Raw genomic sequence first — 18,561 nt, forward strand, 5'->3', positions numbered from 1 at the left:
TGCTTCAGAAATACGTAAACCACACCCATAAAGTAAGTGTAAAATAGATAAATCACGAGCATTAACCCAAGAATGAAGATGGAAATCTAAATTATAGCATACAAGGTTTAAAGCCTGAGTTTCGCTAAGTGGTCTCGGTAAATGTTTTGACTTTTTGAGTGTCTTCATACCAAGAACATCCGCTGCATTAACTAATCCATGTTTCTTGAGATATCTCAGAAAAGATCGAATTCCTGAAAGACTTCTTTTCAGGCTATGATTATCTATTCCATAACGACGACGTTCGAAAATAAAAGCACGAAGATCAGAAGGAGCCAGTTGATGCAAAGATCCTAATCCAATTTTATTGCCAAAATGGTACATTAAAAAAGCAAGAAATTGACGGGTATCTCGCTCATATGCTTCAAGAGTTAGCTTTGAAAGACCACGCTCAATTTTGAGACTATGAAGCCAATTCTTGCGTTCGTTTAAAAGTTCTGATTCTGCAAATTCAAGTGATTTTTCGTCTCTCATCAAGGCTTCCTTGTAAAGGATATTATGGAATGTCAAAATAAAATTGCAAATAAGAACTATAGATATAAAAATTAGCACAAAGATTCAGGGAGAATTATACGTGTGATGGTGGTATCTAAGGGAAGAACTCAATCCTTCAATAACCTCCAAAGATGGTGTAATATTGTGTTTTTAGGAAAACTATCGGGAACAGGATAAAAACCATGGGACCCTAATGGATTACATTTTATTATCCGGAGTACAGTCAGCCAACCTCCAATCAACAATCCATATCGAGCAATAGATTCATAACCATATTCTGAACAGGTAGGTAAATATCGACAGGAATTGCCGAATATACGAGAAAAAAAGAGTTGGTAGATTCGGATTAGCCCTATACCAATGAGGCGTCCAAGCGTTTTAGGGAATTTTTTATCCCAATTTCGAGACCTTAGGATTTTTTTTTTCGTCAAGAAAAACATATCCTTCTTTCTATATGGTGCATAGAGAAAAATGATTCCTCACATATCCTATCCTATTTTGCTATATTTTTTCGAAAAGTCCACTCTATTTCACAGGAGATATTATTAAAAAAACTTGGCAGAAGGATCATTTTTTTATTTTGAAGAGTACATATGATTTTTGTTTATATTCATAAAATAGTACGGATTTTATTGTAATAGAGTGTTAAATTCGTTTATGGTTTTCTGAAAATAGGATAATTAAAGGAATTTCTATTTTCTCCGAGGATATTTTATGCTAGCCGTAAGAATATTGATCTTTGATATTGGAGATATTAGCAAAATATTTTTTTGGTGTCATTATGAATGAGTTTCTGATGATAGAAATTGTAATTTCTGAAGTACAGAGTTTTAGGTTCTGGAGTCCCGTTTTAGTATGATATCGAAAAAGACAACGGCTGAAGAAGCGAAAGAAGCCATACGAGTTATTTTGCGTTGGATAGGTGAGAATCCAGAGCGCGAAGGACTTAAAGATACACCATCACGAGTTATAGAATCTTATAAAGAGATTTTTGCAGGTTATAATCAGGATTTAAGTCTTCAAAATATGTCCCATTTTTCTTTTGGAGAGGTATCAAATTATCAAGACATGGTTCTCGTAAAAGATATATCCTTTTTTTCGTATTGTGAGCATCATATTCTTCCCATTATTGGAAAAGTCCATATAGCTTATCTTCCTGGAAAGCGTGTGGTTGGCTTATCTAAGCTTGTGCGTATTGTGGAAGTTTATGCACGCCGTTTACAAATACAAGAGCGTTTGACAATGCAAATAGCTGAAGGAGTAAAAGGCATATCTTCTTCTCGGGGAGTGGCGGTTTTGATTGGAGCGGAGCATATGTGTATGTCTATGCGGGGAATTCGACGAGAAGGTTTGACAACAGTTACGACGGCGTTTACTGGTGAATTTGATAGCAATAATGAGAACAAAGAAAATTTTATAAAAATGCTTAAAGGTGATTGTTAGGCTTATTTGAGAAATATCATAAAATATCTTTATAAAAATTATTCATAGAATGAATTGTGGCTAATTGAATAAGAGAAGATGCTCCATAATCAAAAAAGATATTTTACTTGAGAAAAACGTGATTTTCTAGCCTCTGCTTCCAATGCCAAGATTTTTTTCAGAAAAAGAATGAATTATGAGGAGGTATCAAGGTTTTCCTTTCTTCTTGATGAGGTATATATTTTGCTATTCATGCCAGTGAATTTTTCTACGGGCATTATAGTTATGAAATTTCATCTTCTGTTATTCATAAAAAATGCCTTTAATGATAAGGCATCTGGACGAGAAGAATACATTAGAATTATCAGGTTATAGGTTGTTTACGTCGAGAGATTTCTATGAATATAAAGTGCTTGATAGATTTGGATTGTTAGCATGGTTTGCGATATCTTCGTAATCTTCCTGTCAGGAGGTAGCATACGCATACGAATGCTCGCACTTTGATGAGTGATATGAAACAAAAATTTTAATCAGTTGACTGGTTGATACCGGCGCTTTATTTGGCGGTTTAGCTCAAAAGAAATAGCAGAATTAGTATAAGCATGTTATTTCTATGTTTGACTTGACCTTGTTTTTTCTTTGTACTCCAACCATCCTTGCTTGCGTAGCCGACATGCTGGACATAAGTCGCAACCATATCCCCATTCATGCCGTTTATCGCGTGCGCCGATATAGCAGGTATGGCTTTCTTCAAGGATGAGATCAACCAAAGATTGTCCTCCTATATCTTGTGCTAATTGCCAAGTTTGAGATTTTTTAAGAGATATCAATGGTGTGTGTAGTGTAAAACTATTGTCCATACCCAAGTTGAGAGCTATTTGAATAGCTTGTATAGTCTCACTGCGACAATCCGGATATCCCGAACAATCTGTTTCACACATACCTGCGACAATATTTTTTATTCCGCGACGGTATGCTAATGAAGCCGCAAAAACAAGAAAAATTATGTTACGACCAGGGACAAAGGTATTGGGAAGTCCATTGGAATTCATCTCTATCGCGATATTTTTTGTTAGCGATGAATTTGAAATTTCGCCAAGTGTTGCAAGTGATAGGAAAAAATCTTCCCCCAAGGATTTTTTCCATTGAGGCATCAGTCTTACAATTTTTTCAAGTATATGGTTACGGCATTCCAGTTCAATTTTATTGCGTTGTCCATAATTAAATGCGAGAGTTTCTACTTTTTCAAATTGATCAAGTGCCCACGAAAGACAGGTGGAAGAATCTTGCCCTCCAGAAAAAAGAACAAGGGCGGAGGATTTGTCTTCTATATTTCTAGATATCATTTTCCCTCGTATTCGACCCAAGACATTGGCGTTTCATAAACGCGTATTGATGATAAAATAGGGATAACCTTGGATAAACGTTCCCAAATCCAAACAGAGATATTTTCGGCAGTGGGATTTTCTAACCCATTAATATCATTAAGACAGTGATGATCTAGGAGTGATAATATTGGAGCAAAGTATTTTTCAATATTAAAAAAATCGTCTATAAATCCAGTTTTAGGATCTACATCTCCCTCCATTACAAGTTCTATCCGGTAAGAATGTCCATGCATATGATAGCATTTATGCGTTTTGGGTACACGTGGCAATCGATGTGCCGCCTCAAATGTAAAAGCTTGTGTCATTTTCATCTTTTAAAAAATTCCTTCTATAAAAGAGCGAGCAAGAATTTTAACTCTTCAGAGTTATCTTGTATATTGTACATGGGATCAAGATGTCATCTTAATTTTTATATATGCATTTTATAAAAGAGTCTTGCGATTGTATTTTTTCTATTATCAAGGTGACGCGAAAAGTTGTTTTCAAAACATTGTTCTTCATAGGGAACTTTTCTTATGGTATGGGAGGTATTTGATCCATTAATAAAGGAGAATCATTGCACGTATCTCCTTTGATATCTTGCATAGAAATCCCAAGCAAATTTGCTATCCTCCAAATAGTATTAATTTCAAGTTCGCTTTGCTTTTCATTGGTACAGCTTAAATTCCAAAGAGTTGCAATAACATCACTGCGTTGTTGTTGGTTAAGATGCCTTTTGAGATTTAACGCAAAACGGGAATAATCTGTGGTGTCAAGTTTTGCTTGTTTTGCTACATCAATCAAAGATTGAGTCAAGTGTTCATCAAGTTCGTATCTTTTTTGGAGTTGCAAAGAAAAGTTTCTTATTTGCTCTATATTTGCGATTCCATTGGCTTTTATGACTTGTAAGCCGAGAACGGCAAAATCCACACGTGGATCGCCGAGGAAAAAAGTGTTCTTTCGATTTCTTTTGATTAAAAAGTGAAAAAATTTTTTCCAAAATTGAGGCATAATAGATTTTCTGCGATGATTTTAGTATGAAATTCTGATTTTTTGAGGAATTTCTTCTACACCAGGATCATCTGGTTGTCGTAAGGGCATATTTAAAGGCATAATATCCAGCATCCGATAATCCAAATTTATAGGAATGGATTTTTCGGTATTATTCTGTTTTTGAGATAAAATTATCTTTTCGGAGTTTTCCGATTCTACGGGTGATTGCGGATATATGCTAGCGATAGATTCTGTAATTTTTATTGGAACCTTCCATTCGAAATGGCATAGAGTTTTGCTGATCGGCGATATAGGCAACCATTTTTCGGATAAGAATCCATCTTCCGCCATCCATAATGGATCAGGAATTGCGTATAATGCCTTTTGTGTCCAGTATAGAATCTGTTGAGAATTTGCACGCTCTATTTCAGATAGAAGTAAATATATCCCTTTTCTAGGATGTTTTTGCACGGCAAGCATTGCTTTTGTGCGTGCCGTATCAATATCGCCTATTTCCAGAGCTGCTTTAGCGACAGCAAGGAGAGATTCTACGTTATCCTTATTGATGCTTTCCAATTTTTCAGATCTTTTAAAATTCTCCATCTTATTTTTGGAAAGGAGTGTCGTATAGATATGAGCAATCTCAGGGTGAGGATCTGTTTTCCATATTTTTTCTAGAATGACTTCTGCCTTATTTGTCTTTTTCTGGGCAATTAAGGATCGGGCAGCAGATATTGACGCTATAATCGAATTGCTGCAAATATTTAGAGCTGCAGATGCATCTTGATAGGCAGAAACTATATCATTGGCTGTTAAATTATCTAGAGATCGAGCTTGCAGGAGTATCACCTCTTTGCGATGATCGGGATCAATATCAATTGTATTTATCTTTTTCTGGCGTTTCAAGAAATCGATTGCTTCAGACCACTTTCTATTATTTGCATAATCTTGTAGGACAGCATCAATACTCCAATACGAATGAGGAGAAATTTGCATTGCCTTTTCTGCATGGCGTCTTGCAGATTTTAGATCATTTGTGCGACAGGATTCTAAATACAGTCCATGAAGTGCTAATTCTTGAGTGGCAGGTATATTGAGCATGGTTTCGAATTTTTTATGTGCAACATGATTTTGCTTGTCGGCAAGAGCAATCTGCGTTTCAAGAAGATGAAGGAGTGGTTCATTATGAGAGTTAAGATATCGAGATGCATGGTAGAACATTTTGCGAGCTAAAATTTTATTGCTTGCGGCAATGGCTATTAAACCCGTAGAGAGGGCTGAATAGCCATTTCTACGGTTGTGTTTTTGAAATATATTCGTCAAAAAAGATATCCACGACAAAAAAGACTGGGATATTTTTAACAAGAGAACGAATATGAGCAGTAATAGGTAAAATAAGGACAATGCTATGAAGGGGCTGGTTTTATAAATTTGACTTCTCCAGTGTAGGGATACATCGCCAGGATAATAGGAAATCCACATAAAACTATAGATTAAAAAAAATATTAAACTGAAAAAAGATATGAGACGCAACATAATTTATTCCTGTACGTTGTTATTTTGTAGTATTTTGGTGATTTCCTCTCCGATAATTCTTTCAGAGCAGATGCGTGCCTCAATCGCATCTTTCAGAGATTCTCCAGAATTTTTTGCTTTTATTGGTAATTTATCCCATTCGGTTATTGCTTCCCTAAGATTGCCATTCCTGATATTATTTTCGATACGAGCAATGAGGGCTGCAGGTGTATTTCCTTTAACATTTCCGGTAAAGCGCACTTTGATTAATCTTTGCAATTGAAAAAGCAGGGAATCTAAAAATCCTAGGTCTTGCTCGGGAGCTTCAATTTCGGAGATCATTTCTTCAGAAATCTTTGAAAATTTTGTCAAAATCTCCAAAGATGTAGGTATTTTAGTGTTGGAAAATTTTATCAGTGTAGAAGTACATGGATCTTCTAGAGGGATTTCTTTTCCAATTTGTTTGCCTAATACGAAATTTTCGCCTTGATCAATCGCATTTTTCAAGACGAGGAGAGAAATGATTCGTTGGATATTTGGATTTCTTGCTGGATTTATAATCGCAAGTTCTGCTTTTTCCAAACGGTCTTCGAGATTCTGATAGTTTTCAATGAGGTTTGACAGTGATCTCTTTAAAGATAAGACTTCTTTCAAAAGGGATTCAATGCTTTCCTGTTGCAATCTTTCCTTCATACTCAAAGATTCTGATTGTTCGATGGTAGCAATATCTATGGGTGCTTTTTCTCTATTTATAGATAAATTTCTTTTGATCTGTCGGTCAAAAAGACTGTCGTTTTGATAGGATTTTTCCCATAGAATAATAATAGTCCCAGCTATGGATGATATCCCAGATATAGTAAGTAAGACGATAAATATTTGATATGTTTTAGGATAGTTTTCTTTTATTTTTCGGGCAGATTTTCTGTTTTTTGCAAACGAAGATATTTCCTCTTTTTCAGACAATATCTCAGATTTTTTAGTGTTTTTTTCTTGAAATTTTTCAAAAATAGATACCATATTCTTCTCCCGAATCGGTATATTGCGTTTTTTTTTAAAAATGAATCACTTAAAAAGTTTACTATAATTTTTATACACTACTTTTTCTATAGAGATATAATCAATAAATTAATTTTTAAAAAATATGGAGAAAAAATTAGAGAAGCTTTAGAAGAGAAGATTCTTGTGGAGAGTTTGCTATTGCAATCATCTTTTGATAGGGCTTGGGTATTGCACCTGCAATGCGAGCACTGAGACATAGGAAGCGAGCGGATATTGGAGGTAAAGGCAAAAGGAAAAAACGTAAGACGGATTCCTTAGAATAGAAAAGCACAACATCTGAGTTTTTAAGGAATTTTTTTGTGTCATCTAGGTGATATGTAATATTCCAAGTATGATAGCAGTTGACCGTTTTAAGAGGTATCTTATTTCTGATAAGAGACATTTCGAATACGGAAGACCTTGGATTCCCTCCTAAGTATATTAAGGGTTTTTTTTCTGTAAATAGTTCTTTTTTATCAATGATTTTCTGAGCTAGATCTATACCATTACTTGTTCCATGAAATATGCTGGAAAATCCTTTTTTTTGCGCTAGAAGTGCGCTTTTTTTTCCTACGGCAAAAAGAATTTTTTGATGATTGATATTTGGTGGTAAGGTAGTGAGAGCTTCATTGCTTGTGATTGCTATTGCGGCATATGATTCCTGAAAAGCACGGCGGACAGATTTTTTATCATAAGTGAAATACGACAATGGCATCAGGATAGGATTGAGACCCATCTCTTTGAGTCTTTGGTATGTATGGAGTGCTTTTTTTTCGGGTCTGGTGATAACAACGCGCATAACAATACTACCAATTGAACACGGTTTTGTTGGCAATGATGCGTATGTATTTTCCGGCATCCTGTCCTATATCTATCGCATCGCGACGCTTGCCATTTCGGGAGACTTCGTGAAATGATGTACCGTCAGGTGTTAGGATAATGCCGTAAAAAGATAAATATTGTCCTTCACAAGAGGCAAAACCAGCAATAGGGGTTCTGCAAGATCCATCAAGTGCAGAAAGAAATGCACGTTCACAACTTACAGCATCCCATGTTTCGACATGATTGACAGCAATAGCAAGTTTGTGTGCTCGTGTATTGTTACTATGTGTTTCAATGCAAATGGCTCCTTGTGCAGGAGATGGAGGAAAATCTTCAAGATTCAGAATCTCCTTTATCACACTCTCTTTTTTGAGTCTTTTTATTCCTGCATGTGCCAGTAAGATAGCATCAGCTTGGTTTTTTGCTAGTTTATTAAGGCGTGTTTCTATTTGTCCACGGAAATTTATAACAGATATATTTGGGCGCCATCGACGCAAGAGTGCCTGGCGACGAAGAGATGAGGTGCCAATAATACCGTTATTTGGCAGATCATTTAAGCACTTTGCGGTATGGCTTATAAACACATCATGAATATCTTCACGGGGCAAGTAAGCTGAAATTTGAAGACCTTCTGGTAATTTTACTGGCATGTCTTTGGCGGAATGGACGGCAAAATCAATTTCGCAGGAGATTAATTTTTTTTCAATTTCCTCAGTAAACAATCCTTTCCCGCCGATTTCATACAATGCTCTGTCCGTGATACGATCTCCTTGTGTAGTAATAGAGACAATTTCAAAGTTTTGTTCGGGGATTTTATGGGCGTTCATGAGGTAAGATCGAGCTTCGTAGGCGTGCTCAAGCGCTAATGGACTGCTGCGTGTTCCTATTCTAAAAGCTTTTGTTTTCATTTTTATTCATCTATTGTATGTGACCTAGGTAATGGGAATGATTTTTCTTAATGTACATAATAAAACCTGAAGTATAAAATGAAAAAAGAACACACTATTATAGGTATAGAAACCAGCTGTGATGAAACAGCTGTTGCTGTTGTCCGTCATCATAACGAGGATTCTCGCGGTGAGATTATTGCGGATATTGTTTTGTCTCAGCTGGATAAACATAATTCCTATGGAGGGGTTGTTCCTGAGATTGCTGCTCGTTCTCATGTAGAAGTTTTGGACACTTTAATCAAAGAGACTCTGTCTCATGCTAATATGCAAATTTCTGACATGGATTCAATAGCTGTTACAGCTGGTCCAGGTTTAATGGGTGGTTTAATTGTTGGACTCATGACGGCTAAGGCTATTTCGTATGCAAGTAATAAGCCTTTATATGCTATTAATCATCTAGAAGGACATCTTTTAACTGCGCGCCTAACAGACGGCGTTGATTTCCCCTATCTCGTCTTGTTGGTATCCGGCGGGCATACACAAATTTTATTGGTCAAGGATATTGCAAATTATGATCGTTGGGGGACGACAGTGGATGATGCTCTTGGTGAATGTTTTGATAAAATTGCTAAATCGCTTGGATTGCCCTATCCGGGTGGTCCTGCCATAGAAAAAACTGCCCTTATGGGAGATGAGCGACGGTTTAATTTCCCTTGTCCATTAGTGCGAGGTATGCAATTTGATTTTTCTTTTTCTGGATTAAAAACCTCCGTGCAACAGACGATACGATCTCTTTCTCCTTTAGGAGAGAAAGATATTGCAGACGTTTGTGCTTCTTTTCAAGTTACAGTGGCGCGTATTATTAGAGACAAACTTGAGAAAGGACTGGTGCGTTTTTTAAAATATTTTCCGAAAAAAAAACCTGTACTCGTTATTGCAGGAGGAGTGGCTTCTAACCGTTTTATACGATCTGTTCTTGTTGATCTTTGTGCGACGTATAATTTCCATTTTATTGCTCCACCAGCTCAATTATGTACGGATAATGCGGTGATGATTGCTTGGGCTGGTTTGGAAAGGATGGTTGCCGGTTTTTCTCCAGATGACTTGTCTGTGGCGCCACGTTCTCGCTGGCCATTAGATGAAAAATCTCTTGCTAAAATAGGATCTGGAAAGCGTGGAGCTAAAGCATGAACGATTTTCCGACGATATGTGTTGTTGGTTCTGGAGCATTTGGGTCTGCACTATCAAGTGTTATCGCTTCTCGTGGAAATTCTTGTACTACTTTGCTTGGTCGGCAAGAAAATCTTATGCAGCATTTAAAAGAAACGTTGATTCATACGAAGGCTTTGCCCGATATAAAACTTTCTCAATTTCTTCGTTTTTCAACGGATTATGAGTGCCTGTATGAAGCGGATATTGTTCTTTTTGCCGTGTCTTCCAAGGGGTATGGAGACGCTATTAGTTTTTATGGGAAGTGGTTGAAAGACTCTGCAGATATTGTCATATGCTCTAAGGGATTTGAGTGCCAAACTGGAATGTTATTGAGCGAATATTCAGAAAAAACACTGCCATCTCATCCTTTTTCAGTGCTTTCTGGTCCTGGATTTGCAGTGGATATTGCTCGGGGATTGCCTGTGGCAGTTACTTTAGCTTCAGATAATATCGATAGGTCTAAGCGTCTTTCAGAAATGCTTTCGAGCCATTCATTTCGAGTTGAGTATTCAGATGATCGTATTGGTGTTCAGCTTGGAGGAGCTTTAAAAAATGTTATTGCTATAGCAAGTGGTATTCTGGAAGGAAAAAAATTAGGAGATTCGGCACGTGCAATGCTTATTGTCCAAGGTTTATCAGAAATTGCTGAGGTTACGAAGATTCTGGGGGGGCGTGCTGATACAGTTTGGGGATTGTCTGGTTTAGGAGATTTGATGTTGACTGCTACGAGCAAGAAGTCTCGTAATTTTGCCTTTGGTATATTGCTTGGACAAGGAAAGCAGCTGGAGCTTGATAAAATAGGACTTGTAGAAGGGGCTTTGGCGGCTTCACGGATTGTTAAAATAGCAGCAGGATTTGGGCTTGAATTGCCTATTGCTAGAGCTGTATCAGATGTTGTTGCAAATCGTATTACTGTTGATGAATCCTTGGATGTGTTTTGTAGTAATTTTCTTTCTTAGATTGGGAAAAATTTGGTTTGTAGTGGAGAGATGAGATGAGGATAAAAGAAAGAAATGAGAGGGAAAGCCGAACAATAGTCTTGAGAAGTTAGAAAACTTCAAGAAAAAGAATAGATATGGACAGTGATATTTTTGATGGATGAGTGACATAACGATAAGTTCGTTCATCACTTATGGAATAGTTTCCGTTTCGTTGCGTTCCTGCTTTAGATGTGTATTCTGAATAGATTCAGCATATATAAGTATGATTTTATGGATAATTTCAAGGAGCATGATTCTTTTGTAATACCAAAATCTTATCGGATGACTTGAGATTCATCTTCTTCGGTCAAAATTTCTGATCCTTCGGATGTGCTTATTCTGCTGTTTGATATCAGGATATGAATTGGTATGGTTTTCGCTTTACATGGATTCGTATTTTAATGATTGATAGAAGGGATAGGGGGAGTGTCGTATTGGCTATTTAAATCTGAGCCGAATGTATGGTCCTGGGTGATGCAACAAGGTAAAGGGGAAGTGGGAGAAGCATGGACAGGGGTTCGTAATTATCAGGCCCGCAATAACATGAGAAAAATGCAGATTGGGGAAATAGGTTTTTTTTATCACTCCAATCAGGGGCGTGAGATTGTGGGTATTGTTGATGTTATCCGTTGTTCATATCCTGATCCAACAGCAGATGCGCTCTCTGGATGGGAATGTGTAGATATCCGTGCAGTTTGTAGTATGCCCTTGCCTGTTAGTCTTAGGGAAATAAAGGTTAATCCACGCCTTGCCAGAATGATGCTTGTTGTTTCTGCGCGGCTTTCTATTCAATCGGTAACAGAAGATGAATATTTAGAAGTATGTCGTATGGGGACACTTGATAATCCTCCATTAAGTGGTTATTTAGAATGTTAAATTTGATTGACAGGATATTCCGCTTTTCCGTGGGATGTTATGAGCAATTTAAATCTTGTAATATATATAATGTTTTTTACAAACTTGTATAAGAATTAGGCTCGGGTCAATTTTTCTAGTCTCTTTTAGTTTTTCTCTCATTGGGTAATGTGAATTGTAATGTCAAATTTTATAAAAAATAGACCGCTATCTCCGCATTTGCAAATTTATAAGCTTATTCCAACTATGTTGATGTCCATTATGCATCGTATAACTGGTGGAATTTTATATTTTGGGATGATTCTAGTGTCTTTGTGGTTTTTATCCCTAGCAACAGGTTCTGGAGCTTTCGAATTATTTAGGTTTTATGCGGATTATATGCTTTTCAAGGTGGTTTTTTTTGCGTATAGCTGGGCGGTCATACATCATATGTTAGGAGGGATTCGTCATCTTGTTTGGGACTTGGGATTCTGTTTTGAAAAGCATTTGTCCACTAGACTTGCAAAAATACACATTGTTTCTTCATCTGTGATAGTTATGGTGATATGGATGGTTAGAGCTTTTTTTATCCGCAATGAGATTTGGTAATGGATATGCGCAGTAATTTAGGACAAATTCGCGGATTGGGTTCCGCTAAGGGTGGCACAAAGCATTTTTTGAGACAAAGGATTACGGCCATTGCCAATATTCCTTTTGTTGTTTTTTCAATTGCTTTCTTGGTGATTTATAGCTCTGCTCCCTATGAAGATGTTATATCTGCTCTCTCTAATCCCTTTGTTCTTTCTATTATAGGGATAGGGATTTTTTCTGTTTTTGTACATATGCGCTTGGGTATGCAAACTATTATTGAAGACTATATTCACTCTAGATTTTTGAAGATTATATTTCTTTTTTCAAATACTTTATTTGTATTTTTTTTCGCTGCTGTATGTTTGTTCTCGCTATTAAAAATTGTGACGTTGGTATGATAATTTTATGAATAATTTTTCTGGTCAAAAGTCTTCTTATACTTATGTGGATCACTCCTACGATGTCGTAGTGGTTGGAGCTGGAGGAGCTGGATTGCGCTCTGCCTTGGGTATGGCTGAAAGAGGTTTTAAAACAGCTTGTATTACGAAAGTTTTTCCTACTCGTTCACATACAGTGGCGGCGCAGGGTGGTATTGCTGCCTCGCTTGCTAATATGACACCAGATAGTTGGCAGTGGCATCTTTATGATACCGTTAAGGGTTCTGATTGGCTCGGTGATGTTGATGCAATACAATATCTTACTATGGAGGCTCCAAAAGCTGTATATGAGCTTGAACATTATGGGGTGCCTTTTTCTCGAAATGAAGAAGGTAAGATTTATCAGCGTCCTTTCGGTGGACATATGCAGAATTTTGGAGAAGGTCCTCCAGTACAAAGGACCTGTGCAGCCGCAGATAGGACAGGGCATGCTATTTTGCATACCCTATATGGGCAGGCATTAAAAAATAATGCAGAGTTTTTTATTGAATATTTTGCTCTTGATTTGATCATAAACGAGGAAGGGCGTTGTACTGGAGTTGTCGCTTGGCAATTGGAAACGGGAGAAATTCATCGTTTTTCTGCTAAAATGGTTGTATTGGCGACCGGCGGATATGGACGTGCGTACTTTTCTGCTACATCAGCGCATATTTGTACGGGTGATGGTATTGGTATGGTTGCGCGTGCTGGATTGCCCTTGCAGGATATGGAATTTGTTCAATTTCATCCAACCGGAATTTATGGGGCTGGATGTCTCATCACTGAGGGTGCTCGCGGGGAAGGTGGGTATCTTGTCAATTCTGAAGGCGATCGTTTTATGGAGCGGTATGCTCCTTCAGCAAAGGATCTTGCTTCTCGTGATGTTGTTTCTCGTTGTATGATGATGGAGATCAGGGAAGGAAGAGGAGTTGGTAAAAACAAGGATCATATATTCCTATATTTAAATCACCTGGATCCCGCTGTTTTGCATGAGCGTTTACCAGGTATTTCTGAATCTGCAAGAATTTTTGCTGGTGTTGATGTGACGCGTGAGCCAATTCCTGTTTTACCTACTGTGCATTATAATATGGGGGGTATTCCGACGAATTATTGGGGAGAAGTTCTCAACGCGGATAGTAAAAATCCGAGTCGTCTTTTTCCAGGATTGATGGCCGTTGGTGAAGTTGGATGTGCTTCGGTGCATGGAGCGAATCGTCTTGGTTCAAATTCGTTAATTGATTTGGTTGTATTTGGTCGTGCCGCTGCTATTCGTGCTGCAGAAATTATCGATAGATCAGAGCCTATCCCTGATCTGGATATTGTTGCCTGTGATCGTATCGTTGATCGATTTGATCGTTTGAGACACGCTAATGGTACAATTCCAACAGCTGTATTGCGGGAGAAAATGCAGCGAGCAATGCAGTTGGATGCGGGAGTTTTTCGTACTCAAGAATCGTTATTATCGGGATGTCGTAGTCTTTCTGGTTTTTGGAACGAAATGGCGGATATCAAAGTATATGATCGTTCGTTGATTTGGAATTCGGATCTGATGGAATCTCTTGAATTGCAAAATTTGATGGTAAGTGCAATTACTACGGTTTATTCTGCCGAAGCTCGCAAGGAAAGCAGAGGTTCTCATGCGAGGGAAGATTATAAAGATGGAGAATTTGGTGGGCGCGATGATTTGAGTTGGCGCAAACACTCTCTTTGTTGGGTAGATTGGAAAACGGGAAATATAAGAATTGATTATCGTCCTGTTCATACTGACTTGATTTGCGAAGGGATTAATCTTTCCAAGATTGCTCCCAAAGCGCGTGTTTATTAATGGAGAAAGTTTCACATGGTTGAAATTTTATTGCCGAAAAAATCTCGGGTAAAACGTGGAAAAACATGGGGTATTCCTGATAAGGCAAAGCGCTTGCGTGAATATCGCATTTATCGTTGGAGTCCAGATAATGATGATAATCCCCGTATTGATACCTATTACATTGATATGGATGATTGTGGTCCCATGGTGTTGGATGGTCTTTTATGGATTAAGAATAAAATTGATCCGACTTTGACGTTGCGACGCTCTTGTCGTGAAGGAATCTGTGGTTCCTGTGGTATGAATATAGACGGTACGAATACTTTAGCTTGTACCAAAGAGATGAGGGAAATAAAGGGAGCCGTTAAGATATATCCTCTTCCTCACATGTTTGTTGTCAAAGATCTTGTTGTGGATATGTCATATTTTTATGCGCAACATAGGTCAATTGAACCTTGGCTTAAAACTGTTTCTCAAACTCCTGCTAAAGAAACGTTACAGAGTCATGAGGATCGTCAAAAGCTAGATGGCCTTTATGAATGTATTATGTGTGCTTGTTGTTCTACTTCCTGTCCTAGTTATTGGTGGAATGGAGATCGATATCTTGGACCTGCCGTGTTGTTGCAAGCGTATCGTTGGTTAATCGATTCGCGAGATGAAGCGCAAGGTGAGCGTCTTGATAATCTTGAGGATCCTTTCCGTTTATATCGCTGTCATACAATTATGAATTGCGCTCAGAGTTGTCCTAAAGGATTAAATCCAGCCAAGGCGATTGCGGAAATTAAAATGATGATGTTGGAACGTCAAATATAGCGTTTCTATTTTTTTGTTGAGAAAAATTTTTGAGGATATGCTTATTTTTTCGGGGTATATGTTATGGAGATGAAAAGATTTTTTTAGAGAGGTTAGGAATCGTTAATGCAATTTTTCCGTTTTGTTTTTTTAGTTTTTTATACCTTATCTTTTTCCGGTTGTGTAGATACCTTTTTTGCTTCCAAAGTCCCTCTGGATTCTGCTCCGAAGGATTCTGAATTTTCGATTCGATCAGAGCCTCTTCCTCCGCCTTTACCTTCTAATTTCAATGAACATGGATTCCTTGAGAAAGGAAAAGACAAGAATAAAGTGAACAGATTGATGATTGGTATGTGGAATATATCCGTACATGACACTCAATGTAATTTGATTTTGACGCTTACTAAGTTGAATAGGAATTTCCGTGCTGCTACTCAAGGATGTTATGGTAAATTAGCTTTATTGGCATCTTGGCATTTTTCTGATGATCGTCTTGAGTTAAAAAATCGTAAAGGCGACAATATTATTGTTTTGCAAAAGATTACTGATAAATATTTTGAAGGGACTTTTAAAGGAGAGGAGAGCAAAGTGTCCATCAATCGAGGATAATTTTTAATATGTGGAGTTTTGATGTGTGGTTATCTAGTTTTTATTTTTAAATGTCCGGTATATTGAGATCTTTTCGTATCGTAAGGGATAGACTTGCGGAACTTATTCATGATGGGAAATTGCGGCATGATCCTGGACAAGAGAGAATTGCAGCGTCGTTTGATCGTGTTTTAGATGATTTTTATAAACGGAAAGATCTCCGCAAATGGAGATCGTGGTTATTGAGTTTTTTCCAAAGAAGGTCTCATTGTATTAAAGGACTTTATCTCTACGGTGATGTTGGGCAGGGAAAGAGTATGCTTCTGGATCTGTTTTTTACACTGGCTCCCGTAGAGAAGAAACGCAAGTTTCATTTTTACGAATTTATGGAAGAGGTTCATCGCCGTATAGCGATGCATCGTAAAAAGTTGGGTTCGGGAGAGTCGCAAGAGTACGATCCCATACTGCCGGTAGCAGCCTCTATTGTCGCGGAAGCTAGTCTTTTATGTTTTGATGAATTCATGGTGACGGATGTTGCAGATGCCGTGATTTTATCGCGATTGTTTTCTGAGCTGTTTGCACGGAACTGTGTTTTAGTTGCAACATCCAATGTCGCTCCGGAAAATCTCTATAAAGATGGGATTAATCGTGATATTTTTGTGCCATTTATTGCCCTTTTAAATCAAACGGTTGAAGTGATTTCTTTAGATTCAGGACAAGATTATCGCCGAAAAAAATCTTTGATTTTTCCGATTTACGTAACTCCACTTAACGCATTGAGTGCAGAGATTATGGATAAGTTGTGGATTGAGATAACAGCAGGCAATACTTTTTGTTCTACGGATATTCTAGCGAAGGGAGGGTATAACATTCATGTTCCTGCTTTTTGCGGAAAAATAGCACGCTTTTCTTTTTTGAATCTTTGTGGTAGGCACTTTTCGGCTAGTGATTTTTTAGAGATAGCAACGCGTTTTAGTATTGTTTTTATAGATGATGTGCCAATTCTGGGTGAAGATCGGCGCGATTGGATGAAGCGTTTTATTATGCTTATTGATGTGTTTTATGAGTGTAATATTTGTTTGATAATGTCTTCTGAAGCAGATATAGAAGATTTTTTTTCGTGTAAATCGGGAATAGAAGGATTTGAGTTTAACAGAACGGTTTCCCGCCTATTTGAGATGTGCAGTGAATCATATGTTTCCAATCATAAAATAGTCGTAGATGTTTGTAATAAGGTTTTTCCATTGAAGACATAGATTGTTTATTTTGATACTATATGATTATTCGGAATAGTGCTGTAGTTTTTTATATTAAAACAATATTTTTTTATGAGAAGGACGGATTAAATGGCGCCAAATAAGATTTCTCTTATAGGCTTTGGAATGATAGGGGGAGTACGTTAGCACATCTTATTTCGCTTGTTTCCAATCATAAAATAGTCGTAGATGTTTGTAATAAGGTTTTTCCATTGAAGACATAGATTTTTTTATTTTGATACTGTATGATTTTCGGAATAGTGCTGTAGTTTTTTATATTAAAACAATATTTTTTTATGAGGGGGATGGATTAAATGGCGCCAAATAAAATTGCTCTTATAGGTTCTGGAATGATAGGGAGTACGTTAGCACATCTTATTTCGCTTAAGGAGATAGGAGATGTGGTTCTATTTGATATCGTTGATGGAATGCCTCGCGGAAAAGCTCTTGATATTTCTGAATCCTCTCCCATTGAAGGTTTTGATGGAAAATTGAGTGGCTCTAGTGATTACAAGGATATTGAAGGAGCAGATGTTTGTATCGTTACGGCAGGAATTCCACGCAAGCCTTCCATGAGCCGAGATGATTTGCTTGCTGATAATTTAAAAACAATTGAGAAAGTAGGCGAAGGGATTCGCAAGTATGCTCCTTCTGCATTTGTAATTTGTATTACGAATCCTCTTGATGCTATGGTATGGGCGCTGCAAAAATTCTCTGGTTTGCCAGCGAATATGGTTGTTGGTATGGCTGGCGTTTTGGATTCTTCTCGGTTTCGATATTTCTTGGCGCAGGAATTTGGTGTATCAGTTGAATCTGTTACTGCTCTTGTTTTGGGAAGTCATGGGGATTCCATGGTTCCTATGTTGAAATATGCTACGATATCCGGAATTCCTGTTCTTGATCTTGTAAAGCTTGGTTGGAGTACAGAAGAAAGAATCGATCGGATTGTTAAGAGAACTCGTGAGGGTGGTGGCGAGATTGTTGGATTGCTTGGATCTGGTTCTGCTTATTATGCCCCTGCTTCTTCTGCCATAGCAATGGCTGAATCTTACTTAAAGGACAAGAAGAGTGTTCTTCCTTGTGCTACTCTTCTGTCTGGGCAATATAACGTAGATGGTTTTTACGTTGGCGTTCCGGTGATTATTGGTCGTGGCGGTGTAGAAAAAATTATCGAGTTGAATATTTCTTCCGAGGATAAAAATATATTTGAAAAGTCAATTGAATCTACCGTTAATTTATGTGAATCGTGCGTCAAACTTGTTCCTTCTCTAAGATAAAAATCTCTGTGGAATTATTATGGATATTCATGAATATCAAGCCAAAGCTTTGTTGAAAAAATACGGTATTCCTGTTGCTGAAGGGGTTGTCGTTTTTTCTGTTGAGGATGCAAAATCGGCTGTCGAAAGTCTTCCTGGTCCCTTATATGTCGTTAAGAGTCAGATTCATGCTGGAGGCCGTGGTAAGGGAAGATTCAAAGGATTTTCTTGTGATTCTAGGGGTGGAG

21 protein-coding genes are annotated in these 18,561 nt (G+C 37.6%); 12 read left to right on the forward strand and 9 right to left on the reverse strand.

Annotation, left to right across the window (positions count from 1 at the left end; translation table 11 throughout):
• Positions 1-513, reverse strand: a 513-nt coding sequence (locus H0G72_RS03320; RefSeq protein ID WP_182017368.1) for a site-specific integrase, incomplete at its 3' end; no start/stop codon positions are given.
• 128 nt (positions 514-641) lie between these two features.
• Positions 642-974 (reverse strand): membrane protein insertion efficiency factor YidD, encoded by a 333-nt coding sequence (yidD, locus tag H0G72_RS03325; RefSeq protein WP_182017369.1) that lies wholly within the window; start codon positions 972-974, stop codon positions 642-644.
• 415 nt (positions 975-1,389) lie between these two features.
• Between yidD and folE the strand changes: the two genes are divergently transcribed.
• Positions 1,390-1,977 (forward strand): GTP cyclohydrolase I FolE, encoded by a 588-nt coding sequence (gene folE, locus H0G72_RS03330; RefSeq protein ID WP_182017370.1) that lies wholly within the window; start codon positions 1,390-1,392, stop codon positions 1,975-1,977.
• A 590-nt stretch (positions 1,978-2,567) separates the two neighbouring features.
• On the opposite strand, the gene queC is transcribed toward folE, so the two are convergent.
• From queC to hemC, 7 genes are all read right to left on the reverse strand, one after another.
• On the reverse strand, positions 2,568-3,302 hold the full coding sequence (gene queC, locus H0G72_RS03335; protein ID WP_182017371.1) for a 7-cyano-7-deazaguanine synthase QueC: 735 nt from the start codon (positions 3,300-3,302) through the stop codon (positions 2,568-2,570).
• Complete coding sequence (queD, locus tag H0G72_RS03340; RefSeq protein WP_182017372.1) at positions 3,299-3,655, reverse strand: 6-carboxytetrahydropterin synthase QueD; 357 nt, start codon at positions 3,653-3,655, stop codon at positions 3,299-3,301. The genes queC and queD overlap by 4 nt, the downstream gene beginning before the upstream one ends.
• A gap of 202 nt (positions 3,656-3,857) precedes the next feature.
• Positions 3,858-4,253: a tellurite resistance TerB family protein gene (locus H0G72_RS03345; RefSeq protein WP_182017373.1), complete on the reverse strand. Its 396-nt coding sequence runs from the start codon at positions 4,251-4,253 to the stop codon at positions 3,858-3,860.
• Positions 4,254-4,355: 102 nt separating this feature from the next.
• Positions 4,356-5,852, reverse strand: coding sequence for a heme biosynthesis protein HemY (locus H0G72_RS03350; protein ID WP_182017374.1), 1,497 nt, complete (start codon positions 5,850-5,852; stop codon positions 4,356-4,358).
• A gap of 3 nt (positions 5,853-5,855) precedes the next feature.
• Complete coding sequence (locus H0G72_RS03355) at positions 5,856-6,848, reverse strand: COG4223 family protein (RefSeq protein WP_182017375.1); 993 nt, start codon at positions 6,846-6,848, stop codon at positions 5,856-5,858.
• Between the two features lie 136 nt (positions 6,849-6,984).
• Positions 6,985-7,728, reverse strand: coding sequence for a uroporphyrinogen-III synthase (locus H0G72_RS03360; protein WP_259345121.1), 744 nt, complete (start codon positions 7,726-7,728; stop codon positions 6,985-6,987).
• The gene (gene hemC / locus H0G72_RS03365) at positions 7,676-8,599 is read right to left on the reverse strand and encodes a hydroxymethylbilane synthase (RefSeq protein ID WP_182017376.1); all 924 of its coding nucleotides are present in this window, start codon (positions 8,597-8,599) and stop codon (positions 7,676-7,678) included. Before hemC ends, H0G72_RS03360 begins: the two co-directional genes overlap by 53 nt.
• Before the next feature lie 78 nt (positions 8,600-8,677).
• Between hemC and tsaD the strand changes: the two genes are divergently transcribed.
• The 11 genes from tsaD to H0G72_RS03420 all read left to right on the forward strand — a co-directional run.
• Positions 8,678-9,772: a tRNA (adenosine(37)-N6)-threonylcarbamoyltransferase complex transferase subunit TsaD gene (gene tsaD / locus H0G72_RS03370; RefSeq protein WP_182017377.1), complete on the forward strand. Its 1,095-nt coding sequence runs from the start codon at positions 8,678-8,680 to the stop codon at positions 9,770-9,772.
• The gene (locus H0G72_RS03375) at positions 9,769-10,752 is read left to right on the forward strand and encodes an NAD(P)H-dependent glycerol-3-phosphate dehydrogenase (protein WP_182017378.1); all 984 of its coding nucleotides are present in this window, start codon (positions 9,769-9,771) and stop codon (positions 10,750-10,752) included. Before tsaD ends, H0G72_RS03375 begins: the two co-directional genes overlap by 4 nt.
• 447 nt (positions 10,753-11,199) lie before the next feature.
• Entirely contained in the window at positions 11,200-11,649 is a 450-nt protein-coding gene (locus H0G72_RS03380; RefSeq protein ID WP_182017379.1) for an EVE domain-containing protein, read from the forward strand.
• A gap of 159 nt (positions 11,650-11,808) precedes the next feature.
• Positions 11,809-12,216, forward strand: coding sequence for a succinate dehydrogenase, cytochrome b556 subunit (gene sdhC, locus H0G72_RS03385; protein ID WP_182017380.1), 408 nt, complete (start codon positions 11,809-11,811; stop codon positions 12,214-12,216).
• Positions 12,216-12,596 (forward strand): succinate dehydrogenase, hydrophobic membrane anchor protein, encoded by a 381-nt coding sequence (gene sdhD / locus H0G72_RS03390; RefSeq protein WP_182017381.1) that lies wholly within the window; start codon positions 12,216-12,218, stop codon positions 12,594-12,596. The genes sdhC and sdhD overlap by 1 nt, the downstream gene beginning before the upstream one ends.
• Before the next feature lie 7 nt (positions 12,597-12,603).
• Positions 12,604-14,439, forward strand: a complete 1,836-nt coding sequence (gene sdhA / locus H0G72_RS03395) for a succinate dehydrogenase flavoprotein subunit (RefSeq protein ID WP_182017382.1) — start codon at positions 12,604-12,606, stop codon at positions 14,437-14,439.
• 15 nt (positions 14,440-14,454) lie between these two features.
• Complete coding sequence (locus H0G72_RS03400) at positions 14,455-15,234, forward strand: succinate dehydrogenase iron-sulfur subunit (RefSeq protein WP_182017383.1); 780 nt, start codon at positions 14,455-14,457, stop codon at positions 15,232-15,234.
• Between the two features lie 105 nt (positions 15,235-15,339).
• Positions 15,340-15,822: an AprI/Inh family metalloprotease inhibitor gene (locus H0G72_RS03405; RefSeq protein WP_182017384.1), complete on the forward strand. Its 483-nt coding sequence runs from the start codon at positions 15,340-15,342 to the stop codon at positions 15,820-15,822.
• A 50-nt stretch (positions 15,823-15,872) separates the two neighbouring features.
• Entirely contained in the window at positions 15,873-17,057 is a 1,185-nt protein-coding gene (gene zapE / locus H0G72_RS03410; RefSeq protein WP_182017385.1) for a cell division protein ZapE, read from the forward strand.
• 314 nt (positions 17,058-17,371) lie between these two features.
• Positions 17,372-18,334 (forward strand): malate dehydrogenase, encoded by a 963-nt coding sequence (gene mdh, locus H0G72_RS03415; RefSeq protein ID WP_182017386.1) that lies wholly within the window; start codon positions 17,372-17,374, stop codon positions 18,332-18,334.
• A 19-nt stretch (positions 18,335-18,353) separates the two neighbouring features.
• Positions 18,354-18,561, forward strand: a 208-nt coding sequence (locus H0G72_RS03420; RefSeq protein ID WP_310649484.1) for an ATP-grasp domain-containing protein, incomplete at its 3' end; no start/stop codon positions are given.

This window comes from Candidatus Liberibacter sp., assembly GCF_014048425.1.
Lineage (GTDB): Bacteria > Pseudomonadota > Alphaproteobacteria > Rhizobiales > Rhizobiaceae > Liberibacter.

What these genes read in the sequence shown, in the direction of transcription:
- yidD (WP_182017369.1), bottom strand. Translation starts at nt 974, where the DNA reads ATGTTTTTCTTGACGAAAAAAAAAATCCTAAGGTCTCGAAATTGGGAT.
- folE (WP_182017370.1), top strand. Translation starts at nt 1,390, where the DNA reads ATGATATCGAAAAAGACAACGGCTGAAGAAGCGAAAGAAGCCATACGA.
- queC (WP_182017371.1), bottom strand. Translation starts at nt 3,302, where the DNA reads ATGATATCTAGAAATATAGAAGACAAATCCTCCGCCCTTGTTCTTTTT.
- queD (WP_182017372.1), bottom strand. Translation starts at nt 3,655, where the DNA reads ATGAAAATGACACAAGCTTTTACATTTGAGGCGGCACATCGATTGCCA.
- H0G72_RS03350 (WP_182017374.1), bottom strand. Translation starts at nt 5,852, where the DNA reads ATGTTGCGTCTCATATCTTTTTTCAGTTTAATATTTTTTTTAATCTAT.
- H0G72_RS03355 (WP_182017375.1), bottom strand. Translation starts at nt 6,848, where the DNA reads ATGGTATCTATTTTTGAAAAATTTCAAGAAAAAAACACTAAAAAATCT.
- H0G72_RS03360 (WP_259345121.1), bottom strand. Translation starts at nt 7,728, where the DNA reads ATGCCGGAAAATACATACGCATCATTGCCAACAAAACCGTGTTCAATT.
- hemC (WP_182017376.1), bottom strand. Translation starts at nt 8,599, where the DNA reads ATGAAAACAAAAGCTTTTAGAATAGGAACACGCAGCAGTCCATTAGCG.
- tsaD (WP_182017377.1), top strand. Translation starts at nt 8,678, where the DNA reads ATGAAAAAAGAACACACTATTATAGGTATAGAAACCAGCTGTGATGAA.
- H0G72_RS03375 (WP_182017378.1), top strand. Translation starts at nt 9,769, where the DNA reads ATGAACGATTTTCCGACGATATGTGTTGTTGGTTCTGGAGCATTTGGG.
- sdhC (WP_182017380.1), top strand. Translation starts at nt 11,809, where the DNA reads ATGTCAAATTTTATAAAAAATAGACCGCTATCTCCGCATTTGCAAATT.
- sdhD (WP_182017381.1), top strand. Translation starts at nt 12,216, where the DNA reads ATGGATATGCGCAGTAATTTAGGACAAATTCGCGGATTGGGTTCCGCT.
- sdhA (WP_182017382.1), top strand. Translation starts at nt 12,604, where the DNA reads ATGAATAATTTTTCTGGTCAAAAGTCTTCTTATACTTATGTGGATCAC.
- H0G72_RS03400 (WP_182017383.1), top strand. Translation starts at nt 14,455, where the DNA reads ATGGTTGAAATTTTATTGCCGAAAAAATCTCGGGTAAAACGTGGAAAA.
- H0G72_RS03405 (WP_182017384.1), top strand. Translation starts at nt 15,340, where the DNA reads ATGCAATTTTTCCGTTTTGTTTTTTTAGTTTTTTATACCTTATCTTTT.
- zapE (WP_182017385.1), top strand. Translation starts at nt 15,873, where the DNA reads ATGTCCGGTATATTGAGATCTTTTCGTATCGTAAGGGATAGACTTGCG.
- mdh (WP_182017386.1), top strand. Translation starts at nt 17,372, where the DNA reads ATGGCGCCAAATAAAATTGCTCTTATAGGTTCTGGAATGATAGGGAGT.